Annotated in this window: 13 protein-coding genes; 8 read left to right on the top strand and 5 right to left on the bottom strand. The window is 71.1% G+C overall.

Going from position 1 to position 13,158, the window contains the following annotated elements; genetic code table 11:
* The first annotated feature begins 3 nt into the window (after window positions 1–3).
* The 7 genes from WQ53_RS07805 (at window position 4) to WQ53_RS07780 (ending at window position 5,872) form a co-directional block, all read left to right on the top strand.
* The gene (locus WQ53_RS07805; RefSeq protein ID WP_052631626.1) at window positions 4–384 is read left to right on the top strand and encodes a DUF1622 domain-containing protein; all 381 of its coding nucleotides are present in this window, start codon (window positions 4–6) and stop codon (window positions 382–384) included.
* A gap of 6 nt (window positions 385–390) precedes the next feature.
* Window positions 391–2,025, top strand: coding sequence for a sensor histidine kinase (locus WQ53_RS07800; RefSeq protein WP_052631625.1), 1,635 nt, complete (start codon window positions 391–393; stop codon window positions 2,023–2,025).
* On the top strand, window positions 2,022–2,660 hold the full coding sequence (locus WQ53_RS07795; RefSeq protein WP_082112908.1) for a response regulator: 639 nt from the start codon (window positions 2,022–2,024) through the stop codon (window positions 2,658–2,660). Before WQ53_RS07800 ends, WQ53_RS07795 begins: the two co-directional genes overlap by 4 nt.
* A 37-nt stretch (window positions 2,661–2,697) precedes the next feature.
* A complete protein-coding gene (locus WQ53_RS07790; protein ID WP_082112907.1) occupies window positions 2,698–3,684 on the top strand; it encodes a SphA family protein in 987 nt (328 codons plus the stop codon).
* Between the two features lie 60 nt (window positions 3,685–3,744).
* Window positions 3,745–4,578 carry a DUF2092 domain-containing protein gene (locus tag WQ53_RS07785; RefSeq protein WP_144409266.1) on the top strand — a complete coding sequence of 278 codons (834 nt, stop codon included), beginning with the start codon at window positions 3,745–3,747 and terminating at the stop codon, window positions 4,576–4,578.
* Window positions 4,579–5,032: 454 nt separating this feature from the next.
* Window positions 5,033–5,200 (top strand): hypothetical protein, encoded by a 168-nt coding sequence (locus WQ53_RS17205; protein WP_158497822.1) that lies wholly within the window; start codon window positions 5,033–5,035, stop codon window positions 5,198–5,200.
* A 138-nt stretch (window positions 5,201–5,338) separates the two neighbouring features.
* Window positions 5,339–5,872 (top strand): DUF4136 domain-containing protein, encoded by a 534-nt coding sequence (locus tag WQ53_RS07780; RefSeq protein WP_052631619.1) that lies wholly within the window; start codon window positions 5,339–5,341, stop codon window positions 5,870–5,872.
* A gap of 98 nt (window positions 5,873–5,970) precedes the next feature.
* Here the strand turns inward: WQ53_RS07780 and WQ53_RS07775 are convergent, their stop codons facing one another.
* The 4 genes from WQ53_RS07775 to WQ53_RS07760 all read right to left on the bottom strand — a co-directional run bounded on the left by WQ53_RS07775 (window position 5,971) and on the right by WQ53_RS07760 (window position 11,323).
* Window positions 5,971–6,615: a response regulator transcription factor gene (locus WQ53_RS07775; protein ID WP_236685926.1), complete on the bottom strand. Its 645-nt coding sequence runs from the start codon at window positions 6,613–6,615 to the stop codon at window positions 5,971–5,973.
* Window positions 6,612–7,718, bottom strand: a complete 1,107-nt coding sequence (locus tag WQ53_RS07770) for a sensor histidine kinase (protein WP_052633984.1) — start codon at window positions 7,716–7,718, stop codon at window positions 6,612–6,614. Before WQ53_RS07770 ends, WQ53_RS07775 begins: the two co-directional genes overlap by 4 nt.
* A gap of 76 nt (window positions 7,719–7,794) precedes the next feature.
* A complete protein-coding gene (gene ligD, locus WQ53_RS07765; RefSeq protein ID WP_052631616.1) occupies window positions 7,795–10,410 on the bottom strand; it encodes a DNA ligase D in 2,616 nt (871 codons plus the stop codon).
* 4 nt (window positions 10,411–10,414) lie between these two features.
* Window positions 10,415–11,323: a Ku protein gene (locus WQ53_RS07760; protein WP_052633983.1), complete on the bottom strand. Its 909-nt coding sequence runs from the start codon at window positions 11,321–11,323 to the stop codon at window positions 10,415–10,417.
* A gap of 158 nt (window positions 11,324–11,481) precedes the next feature.
* Here WQ53_RS07760 and WQ53_RS07755 point away from each other — a divergent pair, with 158 nt between their 5' ends.
* A complete protein-coding gene (locus tag WQ53_RS07755; RefSeq protein ID WP_052633982.1) occupies window positions 11,482–11,670 on the top strand; it encodes a hypothetical protein in 189 nt (62 codons plus the stop codon).
* A gap of 159 nt (window positions 11,671–11,829) precedes the next feature.
* Here WQ53_RS07755 and WQ53_RS07750 read toward each other — a convergent pair whose 3' ends face one another.
* Window positions 11,830–13,032, bottom strand: a complete 1,203-nt coding sequence (locus WQ53_RS07750) for an aromatic amino acid transaminase (protein ID WP_052631615.1) — start codon at window positions 13,030–13,032, stop codon at window positions 11,830–11,832.
* Between the last annotated feature and the right edge of the window lie 126 nt (window positions 13,033–13,158).

Below are 13,158 nucleotides of genomic sequence, written 5' to 3'. Positions count from 1 at the left end.
GCCATGCTGAGGGAATGGCTGTACGCGCTGAGCGAACCGGTGATCGCCGCCATCGACCTGATGGCGCTGCTGCTGATCGCCGGGGCCACCGTGTACACCTTCATCGCGGTGGTCGGCATGGTGCTGTCACGCGAGAAGGACGGTCACAGGCGCCGAGCGCTGTGGCTGAACTACGCGCGCTGGCTGGTGGCCGGACTGACCTTCCAGCTGGCCGCGGACATCATCGAGTCCTCGATCGCGCCCTCGTGGGAGGCGATCGGCCAGCTCGGCGCGATCGCAGCGATCCGCACGTTCCTGAACTACTTCCTCGAGCGCGACGTGGCCGAGATCCGCGAGCGCGATGCCGGGTCGTCGCATCCGGCCACGCAGGCGCACAAGGGTTGATGGGCAATGGCAAACGTACCGGCCAGCGACGTGCGCGAGTTGGCGACGCCGGGCAAGGAGGGCTCCCCCGCCTTTCCCCGGGTCGGCTGGCTGGGACAGGTGCTGATGCTGGCCGCGGCATTCCTGGTCGGCCTGGTCGGGCAGTTCATCTCGTTCAAGCTCTGGATCCGGCCGGTCAACTTCTCCTTCGCATGGATTCCGGGTGGAGTCCTGTTGGCCATCCTGGTCCTGCGTCCTCGCCGTGAATGGCCGGCCTGGCTGTCCGGTGTTCTCGCGGGGTGCGTCTGCGTGGCCCTTTGGAGGCAGGCGTCGCTCCTCCAGGCCCTGGGTATCTACCTGCCCAATTTCATCGGCGTGGTGCTGGTGGCGCTTTATCTGCAAGGCGGGAATGGCCGGATATTCGACACGGTCCCGGGCTTCAGCCGCTATTTTCTGCTGGCCGTCCTGCTCGTACCGGCCGTCACCGGCCTGACCACTGCGGCCCTGGTGCACAGCAGCGGATTCCGCCCGGGTTTCAGCCTGCTCGACCTGTGGCTTTCGCTTGCGCCCAACTTCGCGATGGGCTACCTGCTGATCGGGACGATGCTTCTGGCGTTCGCCGGAATCCAGGGGCGTGATGTTTTCCAGCGGTGGGCACGCGTGGCCGAGGCAATGCTCATCGCCATCGGGCTGCTGCTGCTGTCGATCGGGCTGTGGATCCTGGTGCCTGCGTCCAGTGTGCTGTTGCCGCTGCTGCTGTTCGCGCCGGTTCCACTGATCATGCTGGCGGCGATGCGCTTCGGTTCGCCGGGTGCGGCACTGGCGCTGTTCCTGGTGTCGGTGCCGGCGGCCTGGATGGGGGTCTACGGTGGCGGCCAGTTCCGCTTCGACGGCGAGCAGATGAACGCGCACGTCGTCCAGCTCTGGCTGCTTGCGGTCGGCTTCCTGGTTCATGCACTGGCGATCGTCTCGCGGCAGTACGAATCGGTGCGCCTGCTGCTCACGGCCAGCCATCGCCATGCACGCAGCCTGGCCGGGCGGCTGATGCAGGGACAGGAAGAAGAACGCTCGCGCATCGCGCGCGAACTGCACGACGACGTCAACCAGCAGATCGCCTCGCTGGCCATCGCCGTCAGCAGCCTCAAGCGGCTGTCGCCGGACCCGGTCGCCAGCGGCCTGGACGAACTGCACCTGTCCATGCTCCGGCTGTCGGAGGACGTGCGGCGGATCTCGCACAACCTGCATCCGGGTCTGCTGGAACACGTCGGGCTGGGCGCCGCGCTGGACGTGCTCGTGCGCGAGGCGGCCGAGCGCTGGGACGGACAGATCCTCTACGAGTGGGAGCCCGGTACATCCCGGCCGGGTACCGAGGCCACGGTGTGCATGTACCGCATCGCGCAGGAGGCGCTGCGCAACGCGATCGCGCATTCGCAGGCGCGGCACATCCGCGTGCAGCTGGAAGCCGGCGGGGACGGCTACCTGCTGGTGGTGGAAGACGACGGCATCGGCTTCGACCTCGAACAGATCTACCTTGCCGGCGGGCTGGGCCTGCTGAGCATGCAGGAGCGGGCTGCGCTGCAGGGCGGGCGGATCATCATCGTCTCCAATCCTGGGGCGGGAACCCAGGTCCGGGCCAGCATCCCGCGCGAGGCCAGGCCATGACCGCGGTCATCGCAAGCGCCGCCCGTCCGCGCGTCCTGCTCGCCGACGACCACCAGATCGTGGCCGAAGGCGTGGCCCGGCTGCTGGCACCCGATTACGAACTGCTGGCGATCCTGTCCAACGGCAACGCGCTGGTGGACGCGGTGCTGGAGGAACGGCCCGACATCGTCATCGCCGACATCGCCATGCCGGACATGAGCGGGATCGAGGCCCTGCGCCAGTTGCGCCAGGCCGGATCGATGGCGCCGGTGGTGTTCCTGACAATGCACAACGAGCCGGCGATGGTGGAGGAGGCGCTCGACGCCGGCGCGCGCGGCTACGTGCTCAAGGCGGCTGCCGGCGAGGAACTGCTGCAGGCGATGCGCGAAGTGCTGGCCGGTGGTGCCTACGTCAGTCCGGCGCTGTGGCGGAGCGTGATCGGTCGCTCCTCGCGGCCCGCACTCACCGCCCGCCAGAAGACCGTGCTGACCCTGCTGGCCGAAGGCCTGCGCTCGCGCGAGATCGCCGCGCGGCTGGGCCTGTCGGTGCGCACGGTCGAGGCCCACCGGCACGCGCTGATGCAGGCCATGAACGCACGCAACAGCATCGAGCTGGTGCGCGAGGCCACCCGGCTCGGCCTCATTACCACGCCGTGAACATTCCCCTCCCCGACCGACGCGGAAGGCGAGCGACATGAACCGACATCCAGGGCAGACGATATTCCCGCGGAGACGCGCCGCATGCCGGCTCGCGCCATGGCTGGCCGCGGCGGCGCTGCTGGCCGGGCACGCCTCGGCCACCGAGGGCGCAATGGGCCGCTCGATCACCGGCATGCAGATCACGTCCTATGCCGGCATCGTGCCGCCGGAGCCAGGCTTCCAGTGGACGCTGGGCTACGTCAGCTACGACGGCCGGCTCGGCGCCAGCCGCGAGGCGCCCATCGCCGGCCAGGTCGCGCTGGGGCTGGAAGCGGACGTCGACCTGTTCAGTGCCACCGGCGTCTACGTCTGGCCCACCGGCGAAGGCCGCTGGAACTACGCCTCGATGCTGACCGTGCCCTACATCATGCCGGACGTGACCGCCACGCTCGCCGTCGGCGACATACGCCGCCAGGTGCAGGACAGCGCTTCGGGCCTGTTCGACCTGTACTTCGCGCCGGTGATCGCCAGCTACCACGTAAGCCAGGTCGAGCACTGGTCGTTCGGCCTGTACGTCTACGCGCCGACCGCCGACTACGACCCCAATCGGCTGGCCAACCCGGGCCTCAACGTGTGGACCGTCTCGCCGGGCGTCGGCTACACCCACCTGTTCCAGAACGGCACCCTGGAGTTCAGCGCGCTGGGCGCGGTGGACTGGTACAGCAAGAACGACGACACCGACTACAAGAACGGCCTGGTCTGGCGCCTGGACGCGCTGCTGGTCAAGCGCACCGCCAGCGGCTGGGGCTTCGGTGGCGTCGGTGGCTGGATCCAGCAACTCCAGGACGACTCCGGTCCGACCGCCGACCGGCTCGACGGCTTCCGCGGCCGTTCGTTCGGGCTCGGCCCGGTGCTCACCTACGGCAAGAAGTGGCAGGACGGCGCGCACCTGGACCTGTCGTTGCGCTACGTGAAGGAGTTCGGCGTCGAGCGACGCTTCGAGGGCGAGCCGCTGCTGGTCAGTGCCAGCTTCGGCTTCTGAGCACCACCGTCGTACCGCCCGATGGCCTGTTGGCATCGGGTCCCAACCTGGAGCAGGAACATGGTTCCGACACGAGCACGATGCACGTTGCTGGCCCTGGCCGCGTCGATCGCGGTCGCGGCCTGCGGCCAGCGGCAGGACGATGCGGCCGCGCCGGCCGCGGATGCGATCTCACCGGTAGCGCCCGCGGCGGCGCCGGGCGATGCCGCGCCGGTCCGCGACGCCGAGGCGATCGCCGCACTGGAAAAGATGGGTGCCGCGCTGCGCGGTCTGGACCGCTTCGGCCTGAAGGCGGAGACCAGCACCGACTACGTCACCGACAGCGGGCAGAAGGTGTCGGTGGACGGCCACGCCTCCTGGCGAGTGCGCGCACCGGACCGTTTCGTCGCCAGCGTCGGCAACGACCGGCAGCAGCGCGAGTTCTACTACGACGGCCAGTCGCTGACCCTGTGGTCGCCGAAGCTGAAGTACTACGCGGTGATCGATCCGGTGCCGCCGACCATCGGCGAGCTGGTGACGCAGGTGGCGGCCAAGGGCATCGAGTTCCCGCTGCCGGACCTGTTCCTGTGGGGCACCCCGCAGGCGCCGCTGGAGCAAGTGACTTCCGCATTCCTGGTCGGCCCGGCGCTGCTGGACGGCGAGCAGACCGACCACTACGCCTACCGGCAACCGGGCGTGGACTGGCAGGTCTGGATCTCGCGCAAGGACTCGCTGCCGGCCAAGGTGGCGATCACCAGCCAGGCCGATCCGGCGCTGCCGTCGTATACCGCGCGCCTGCACTGGGACAAGGCCCCGGCGACCGGCGACGCGGCGTTCGCATTCAAGCCGCCGGCCGATGCGCGGCGGATCGACTTCGTTCCCGCCAATGCCGGCAGCGCCGGCGAGGAGCGCTGAAATGGACAAGCGGAACCCTCGTTCTTCCAGGGCGTCTCGGCCGCTGGCCGGCATGGCGGCGGCGATCTGCCTGGTGTTGGGCACGATCGCACCACCGGCCGATGCCCGCCTCGGCGGAGGCGGGCTGGGCGTGCGCGGCATGGCGCGGCCGGCGATCAACCTGCCGGCGGGCGGCATCCACGGGATGCCCGGGGCCCATGGCGGAGGCATCCAGCATCCGCATCCGGCGCCGCACCCGGGCCCAGGTCCGGGCCCAGGTCCGGGTCCGGGTCCCGGCCCGCATCCGGGTCCAGGCCCCGGCCCTCACCCGCCAGGGCCTGGTCCCGACCCGCATCCGCCGGGTCCCGGCCCAGGCCCGGGTCCCCATCCGGGCCCAGGTCCGCACCCGCTACCGCCGCCGCCCTACTGGGGCTGGGACTACCCGTTCTGGGACGCGGCCGCGTTCACCGCCGGCGTGGTGGCGACCTCGGCGCTGATCGGCTCGGTGGTCTATTCGCTGCCACCCAGCTGCACGGTGGCGACCTTCGACAACGTGACCTACCAGCAGTGCGGCGATGCCTGGTACCGCCCGCAGTACGTCGGCACGTCGGTGCAGTACATCGTGGTCGACCCACCGTACTGACCGGAGCGACGCGTCCATCGGGCCGTCGTCCCGGGGCCGGCGGCGGCCGCAATCCCCGCAGGCGCTGCCGGCCTGTCGTCACGCCGCTTTAGCCTTCCGATCCCCACTGTCCGCACCACCAGAGAGAGGAGCCAAGCCATGAAGCATCTCGCCTTGACCGCCGCCTTCGCCCTGCTGCTGGCCGGCTGCGCCAGTACCCCGACCGTGCATACCGATGCCGATCCGCAGGCCAACCTGGCCGGCTACCGCACCTATACCTGGCTGAGCAAGCCGGACCAGCAGGGCGTGCCGCCGCTGGTGGCGCAGCGCATCGTCGACAGCGTCAACGCCCAGTTGCGCGCCAAGGGCTGGACCGAGTCCGCCAGCGGCGACGTGGCCCTGGTCGCGCACGTGGCCACCCAGCAGAAGCAGACACTGGACACGATGTACGCCGCGCCGGCCTTCGGCGGCTGGGGCTGGGGTCCCCACTGGTACGGCGGCGTGGGCATGGGCGCCACCACCACCCAGGTGCGCACCTATACCGTCGGCACGCTGATCGTGGACATGTTCGACACCAAGACCAAGCAGGCGGTCTGGCGCGGCACCGCCAGCGACACCGTGTCGAGCGATCCGAAGAAGCAGCATGCCGCCATCGAGGCGGGCGTGGCCAAGATGTTCGCCGACTTCCCGTAAACCGGCCCGGCAGTAGCCGGCGCGTTCCGTGCGCCGGCTACCGATGCCGATGTAGAAACATCCCCGCGGCCGGCCCTCCGATCGGCGGCCCGTACGGCTCAGATGATCCGCAGCGTGATCGCCTTGAGCACCGCGCGCGTGCGGTCGCGGGTGCCGAGCTTGTCGAGGATGGTGGACACGTAGTTCTTCACCGTGCCCTCGGCCAGGAACAGGCTGCGGGCGATCTCCTTGTTGGAGTAGCCGCCGGCGAGCAGGCGCAGGATCGCGACCTCGCGTTCGCCGAAGGTGTCGTGCGGCGGTGCCTCGTCATGGAAGCGGTAGCGGGCGCGCACCGGGTCGGTGCTGACCGGCGCCAGCAGGGTCTCGCCGCCGGCCACCCGGACGATCGCCTCGTGCAGGTCCTCCGGCGCGGCGTCCTTGAGCAGGAAGCCCTGCGCGCCAGCTTCGCGCGCGTGCAGCAGCAGGTCGCTGTCATCGAAGGTGGTCAGCAGCAGGACCGGGGTGCGGTCGCCGGTCTCGCGCAGTTCGCGCAGCGCGGCGATGCCGTCCAGGCCGGGCATGCGGATGTCGCTGAGCACCACGTCCACCCGCTGCAGCAGCAGCGCGTCCAGCAGGTCCTGCCCGTCCTCGGCCTCGAACGCGACCGAAATCCCCAGCCGTTCGAGCAGCGCGCGCAGGCCGGCGCGCACCAGCGCCTGGTCGTCGGCCAGGGCGACGCGCAGTTGCTCCGGTGCCGGGTTCACGCAGGCAGCCTTGCCCGCAGGCGCAGTCCGCCGCCGGCGGTGCGGCCGACCTCGAGCGCCCCGTCCAGCGCCGCCAGGCGCTCGCGCATGCCGGCCATGCCGTTGCCTTCGCGGATCTGCGGGCTGCATTGCCCGTCGTCGTGGATGTCGATGCGCAAGCCGTCTTCCCCGCTGTCGATACTCAGCCACACCCGCTCGGCGCCGGCATGGCGCGCGGCATTGGTCAGCGCTTCCTGCGCCAGGCGCAGCACCGTCTCGGCCACGGCCGGGTCGGTGACGCGCACGTCCGCGGCGATTGTGAGTTGCAACGCCGGTCGCGGGAAGGGGGCGGCGAGCGCGCGCAGCGCGGTGGCCAGGTCCAGGCCGCGGTCGTCGCGCAGCGACTGCACCACCTGGCGCAGGTCGCCGAGCAGTTCCCCGGACAGGCGCTCGGCCAGCGCGATCTCCTCGCGCCGGGCCAGCGCCGGGTCGGTGGCCAGGGCACGCAGGTTCAGGCGCATCGCGGTGAGCTTGTGCCCGGCCACGTCGTGCAGTTCGCGGGCCACGCGCAGCCGCTCGGCGTTGCGCGCGCTGTCGGCCAGCAGCGCGCGGGTGGCCAGCAGGTCGGCGTTGACCCGTGCCAGCGCGTCGCGCGAGCTCTCGGCCGAGCGCGCGTAGTGGATGCAGATGCCCGCCAGCGCCTGGAAGCCCATGTTGATCAGGACCATGGGCAACGGTGAGGCGAGGCCGGTCCGGCGCAGCAGCAGGTAGAACGCCACATTGACCAGCAGCACCGCCAGCGCGGCCGTGCGTGGCTTCCAGACGGCGAAGGTACAGGCGGCCCAGATCACCAGCAGCACCTGCGACGCGCCCACGCGCACGGACAGCCCGTTCAGGGCCAGGATCACCGGCGGCATCGCCAGCAGCACCAGATGCTGGGGCAGGCGCCGCGGTTCCGGCAGCAGCTGCAGGACCACGAACAGGAACAGGAATACGCCCAGCAGCAGCAGCGCCTCGGGCTGGTGCGAGCGCTCCGCGAAGCGCAGCGAATAGCCGACGGTGAGGATGGTCAGCAGCCCGGCCAGGGGCAGGGGCTGGAGCAGGGTGCGGAGCATCTGGCGCATGCGGCCATGCTCGGCCGCCGGGCCGCGGCTGGCAATGGCGCGGCCGCCGAAAGTGACTTCCGGCACCCGGTGCCGGTCAGGCCGTGGGCAGCGCCTGCCGGATCGCGCCGATCCCGTCCCACGGATCCTTGCGCAGTCGTGCGGCGCGCTGCAGTGCCTTGTCCAGGGTGAAGGCGCCGGGCGAGGCGATCTTCGCCAGCTCCTCCCAGCGCAGCGGCATGGCCACCGTGGCGTGTTCGCGTGCGCGCAGCGACCAGCCGCACACGCTGGTCGCGCCGCGGGTGTTGCGCAGCCAGTCCAGGAAGATGCGGCCGCCACGCAGGTCCTTGCGCATGCTGGCCACGTAGCGCTCCGGCGCGTGCGCGGCCATGGCCCGGGCGAAGGCCTCGCAGAAATCGCGCGCCTGTTCCCAGGGCACGGCCGGGGCCAGCGGCACCACCACGTGCAGGCCCTTGCCGCCGCTCATGCGCAGGAAGCTGTCCAGCCCGGCCTCGCGCAGCCGGGCGCGGACCTCGCGGGCGGCGTCGCGCACCTGCTTCCACGACACGCCCTCGCCCGGGTCCAGGTCGAACACCAGCCGGTCGGCGCGCTCGGGATCGTCCACGGTCGCGCCCCAGGGGTGGAACTCGATCGCGTTCATCTGCACCAGCTGCAGCAGCCCGGCCTCGTCATCGAGGTAGAGGTAGTCCTCCACGCCGCTCTTCTGCCGCAGCGGCAGCGCGTGCACCTGCGGGCCGAAGCCGCGACCGAGGTGCTTCTGGAAGAAGCATTCGCCGCCGGTGCCGTCGGGACAGCGCAGCAGCGACAGCGGCCGCCGCGCCAGCTCGGGCAGGATCCAGCGCGCCACCGCGCGGTAATAGGCGGCGACGTGGCCCTTGGTGATGCCGTCGCCGGCGTAGACGACGCGTTCCGGATGGCTGATCGCCACTTCTGCGCCCTGCGGCGGTGCCTCGCCGCGCTTGCCGTCGTCGCTGGCGGCACTGCGCGTCCTGCGCTTGGAAGCGGCGACGCCGGTGCGGGCGTCGCGATCGGAGGAAGCGGTCAACTCGGCCATGGCCTTGTCCTCGCGCAGCCGCCGGTAGCTGGCCTGGCGCAGCAGGCCTTCCTTGGCCCAGCCACGGAACGCGACCTCGACCACCAGTTCGGGTTTGATCCAGTGCACGCTGCGCGCGCTGAACGGTACGTGCGCCGGTAGCGCCACGCTCGCCTGCCCCTGCGCCAGCGGCCGCATCCGGCGGTACAGCTCGCGCAGCGCCTCGTCGCCGAAGCCGCTGCCGACGCGGCCGACGTAGCGCAGGCCGCCAGCTTCGGGCCTGCCCAGCAGCAGCGAACCGAAGTGGCCGCGCGCGCCCTTCGGCGCGGTGTAGCCGACCACCACGAACTCGTCGCCCTGCTCGTGCTTGGTCTTGATCCAGTCCTGGCCACGGCCGCCGGCATATGGCGCGTCGACGCGCTTGCTGACGATGCCCTCGAAGCCGGCGCGGCCGCTGGCGGCCAGCACCTCGGCGCCGTGGCCGACGACGTGGTCGCTGTAGGCGAGCACGCCGGCACGCTTGCCTAGCAGCCGCTGCAGCAGCGCCTTGCGCCCGGCCAGCGGCGCGCGCGCCAGGTCCACGCCGGCCAGGCCCGGCAGGTCGAACAGCAGGTAGCGCAGCGGCTGCCGCGAACTGCCTTCGAGCACCCGCTGCAGCGCGGAGAAATCGCTGTGGCCCTGTGCGTCAAGCACCACCAGCTCGCCGTCCAGGCGTGCGTCGGAGACCGGCAGCGCCTCGACCGCGCGGGTGACCTCGGGCACCCGCGCGGTCCAGTCCAGATCGTTGCGCGAGCGCAGCCGGACTTCGCCTTCGACCAGGTCGGCGAGCAGGCGGTAACCGTCCCACTTGATCTCGTGCAGCCAGCCGTCGCCGGCCGGCGGCGCTGCGCGCAGGGTGCACAGTTCCGGGGCGAAGCCGGGCGGGTGCAGCCGCGCGCGCGCGCCGGGCAGGGCCAGGGCGCGCTTGCGCCAGGTGGCGTCCTGCTTGCGTGGGGATGGGCGGGTGGTGGTGGACGTGCGTCGTTTCGGCGAGGTCGCGTTGAGCGTTGCTTTGGCCGGGGGCGTGGGGTCGCCCGCAAGACGGGCTCCGACAGGGGGAGCGGTCGTGGCCGTGCGGGTGGCGCGGGGACGCTTCGGCGCGGCGCCATCGACCAGGTCGTCCGCCTCCACGTCCGCGGCGTGTGCGTCGCTACGCTTGATCAGCAGCCACTGCGGCTGCCGGCCCTGCAGGCCGGTGCGCACCAGCTTCCAGGCGCCGTTGAGCTTGTCGCCGTGCAGTTCGAAGTCGAGCTTGCCCTTGGCGATCGCCGCCAGCGGGTCGCCATCGATGGCCCAGGTGCCGCGGTCGAAGAGGTCGACGTGGCCGGCGCCGTAGTGGCCGGCGGGGATGTCGCCCTCGAAGTCGGCGTAGTCCAGCGGATGGTCCTCGACCTGCACCGCCAGCCGCTTCTCCCCCGGCCGCAGCGACGGGCCCTTGGGCACCGCCCAGCTCTTGAGCACGCCGTCGGCCTCCAGGCGGAAGTCGTAGTGCCGGTGCGAGGCGTGGTGCAGCTGGACCACGAAGACCGGGCGCCGGTCCGCACTGCGCCGGCGCGCCGCCCCCTGCGGTTCCGGGGTGGCGCCGAAGTCGCGCTTGCGGGCGTAGTCGCGCAGCGACACGGCTTCACCCGGTCTTGCGTCGCGGCGCCGCCTTCTTCGCCGCGGCCTTCTTCGCCGCCTTCTTGGCCGGCGCCTTCTTCGCGGTCCGCGCGGCGGTCTTCTTCGCCGGCGTGCGCTGCTTGGCAGCCAGGCTCTTCTGCAGCAGCGACATGAAGTCGACCACGTTGGTGGTGGTCTCCTCCGGCGCCTCGGGCTCGTCCTCGATCCGCGCGGTGCCGCCCTTGCTCTTGATCCGCTTGCGGATGATCGCCTGCAGCCGCTCGCGGAACTCATCCTTGTAGTCGCCCGGCGCCCACTTGCCGCTCATCGAGTCGATCAACTGCTCGGCCATCTGCAGTTCCTTGGCGCTGATCCGGTAGTCCGAGGGCTTGCCCGCCGGTAACGGGTAGTCGGCCGGGTCGACCAGCTCCTGCGGGTAGCGCAGCAGTTCCAGCACCAGCGCGTCACCCTGTGGCAGCACCGCGGCCAGGTACTCGCGGGTGCGGATCACCACCCGGGCGATGCCTACCCGGCCGCTGCCGCGCAGGGTCTCGCGCAGCAGCACGTAGCCCTTCTCGGCCTTTTTCGCCGGGACCAGCACGTAGGGCTTCTCGTAGAAGCGCGGGTCGATCTCGGTCGCGTCGACGAAGGCCTCCACCTCCACCGTCTCGTGGCTCTCCGGCGCGGCCGCCTTGATGTCCTCCTCCTCCAGCACGACGTAGCTGCCCTTGTCGTACTCGAAGGCCTTGACCACGTCCTTCCACGGCACTTCCTCGCCGGTGTCGGCGTTGACCCGCTCGTAGCGCACCGGCTTGCGGTCGCGCGAATCGAGCATGCGGAACTGCAGGTCGGTGCGGCGCTCGCCGGGCATCAGCGACACCGGCACGTTGAGCAGGCCGAAGGACAGGGTGCCGGTCCAGATCGGGCGGGCCATGGCGGTCATCTCGCGGCGGCGGGGGACCGCCACGCTGGCACGCGGGACGTCATCCGGTCGTGACGGGGCGACCGGAATCACGGCCGCATCACCTCCGGCTCACGCGTCCTTTCGGCGTCCGGCGCAAGCATGGGATCCCCATCCGCGAGATGCCGGCCATGGCCACACGCGACCGCAAGGATCTCCCGCCGCCGGGCAGCGAACCGGCGCACAGGCAGGAGGAAACCGAGTTGCAGCGCCGCGTGCGCAAGCAGCATGAGAGCCGCAACCAGGACGAGGCACTGGAGGAAACCTTCCCGGCCAGCGATCCGGTCTCGCCGTTCGTGCCGGCGAAGGTGCCGAAGTAGGAACGTCCGGGCTGCGGCCGGCGACGCGCCGCGTCGGCGCAGGCGACACCTCGTGCTCTCGACGCCCGGGTCGCCGGCCACAGCCCGGCTGCACAGGAGCGGAAAAGAGAAGGCCCGGCATCGGCCGGGCCTTCGTCGCGCATCGCGCCAGCGGGCGTCTCAGCCGCGGCTGACCGTCGCCACCGCCTGGGCCACGTAGTCCAGGTTCTCCTGGTTGAGCGCGGCCACGCAGATGCGGCCGGTGCCCACCGCATAGATGCCGAACTCGTCGCGCAGCCGGTCCACCTGCGCCCGGCTCAGGCCGGAGTACGAGAACATGCCGGCCTGGCGGCGGATGAACTCGTACTCGGGATGGCCCAGCGCGGCCAGCTTCGCCACCAGGCCTTCGCGCAGGGCATGGATGCGCTCGCGCATGCCGGTCAACTCGGTTTCCCACAGCGCGCGCAGTTCAGGATTGGTCAGCACCCCGGCCACCAGCGCGGCACCATGGGTGGATGGGCTGGAGTAGATGGTGCGGATGATGCGCTTGACCTGCGACTGCACCGCCTTGGCCTGGTCGGCGCTGGCGGCCACCACCGACAGCGCGCCCACGCGCTCGCCGTACAGCGAGAACGACTTTGAGTACGAGCTGGCGACCACGAAGCTGTCGATCCCGGCCTCGACCAGGAGGCGGATGGCGACCGCGTCCTCGGCGATGCCCTTGTCGAAGCCCTGGTAAGCCATGTCGATGAACGGGAACAGCTGCCGCTCCTTGAGCAGCGCGGCGACCTGCTGCCACTGGTCGACGGTCAGGTCCGCGCCGGTCGGGTTGTGGCAGCAGGCGTGCAGCAGCACGGTGGTGCCCGGCTGCAGCTTGTCCAGGTCGGCGAGCATGCCGTCGAAATCGAGGCCGTGGCGGGCCGCGTCGAAGTAGGTGTAGTCCACGATCTCGAAGCCGGCGGCGCCGAACACCGCGCGGTGGTTCTCCCAGCTCGGGTTGCTCAGTGCCAGAGTGGCGTGCGGCAGCGCCTTGCGCAGCAGTTCGGCACCCACGCGCAGCGCGCCGCTGCCGCCCACGGTCTGGGTGGTGGCGACGCGGCCGGCCGCCAGCAGCGGCGAATCCTTGCCGAACAGCAGTTCGCGGGTGGCCTGGGTGTAGGCCGGCAGGCCGTCGATCGGCAGGTAGCCGCGCGGCTTCGCCGCGGCGGCCAGCGACTGCTCGACCTGCCGTACCGCCTCGAGCAGCGGGATCCGCCCCTGTTCGTCGTAGTAGATGCCCACGCCCAGGTTGACCTTGGTGCCGCGGGGGTCGGCGTTGTAGGCCTCGGTCAGGCCCAGGATCGGGTCGCCCGGGACCAGTTCGACGTTGGAAAAGAAGGACACGGCTCGGCTCTGCGTCAGGGGGAGGAGAGGGGGCTCGCGGCGCCGGCGGCCGCCTGGGGGCGTGGCGCGTTCGCAAACCGCGCAATCGTAGCAGGCCGCCGTCGCGGCCTCGACGGTTTCGGCTGT

It is taken from the genome of Pseudoxanthomonas suwonensis (assembly GCF_000972865.1).
GTDB classification, from domain to species: Bacteria; Pseudomonadota; Gammaproteobacteria; order Xanthomonadales; family Xanthomonadaceae; genus Pseudoxanthomonas; species Pseudoxanthomonas suwonensis_B.
This window is presented reverse-complemented; position numbering and strand designations above follow the sequence as displayed.

Excerpts from the sequence above, each read along its gene's own strand:
- WQ53_RS07780 (WP_052631619.1), top strand. The coding sequence starts at position 5,339 with ATGAAGCATCTCGCCTTGACCGCCGCCTTCGCCCTGCTGCTGGCCGGC.
- WQ53_RS07795 (WP_082112908.1), top strand. The coding sequence starts at position 2,022 with ATGACCGCGGTCATCGCAAGCGCCGCCCGTCCGCGCGTCCTGCTCGCC.
- WQ53_RS07785 (WP_144409266.1), top strand. The coding sequence starts at position 3,745 with ATGGTTCCGACACGAGCACGATGCACGTTGCTGGCCCTGGCCGCGTCG.
- WQ53_RS07805 (WP_052631626.1), top strand. The coding sequence starts at position 4 with ATGCTGAGGGAATGGCTGTACGCGCTGAGCGAACCGGTGATCGCCGCC.
- WQ53_RS07770 (WP_052633984.1), bottom strand. The coding sequence starts at position 7,718 with ATGCGCCAGATGCTCCGCACCCTGCTCCAGCCCCTGCCCCTGGCCGGG.
- WQ53_RS07800 (WP_052631625.1), top strand. The coding sequence starts at position 391 with ATGGCAAACGTACCGGCCAGCGACGTGCGCGAGTTGGCGACGCCGGGC.
- WQ53_RS07755 (WP_052633982.1), top strand. The coding sequence starts at position 11,482 with ATGGCCACACGCGACCGCAAGGATCTCCCGCCGCCGGGCAGCGAACCG.
- WQ53_RS07760 (WP_052633983.1), bottom strand. The coding sequence starts at position 11,323 with ATGGCCCGCCCGATCTGGACCGGCACCCTGTCCTTCGGCCTGCTCAAC.
- WQ53_RS07790 (WP_082112907.1), top strand. The coding sequence starts at position 2,698 with ATGAACCGACATCCAGGGCAGACGATATTCCCGCGGAGACGCGCCGCA.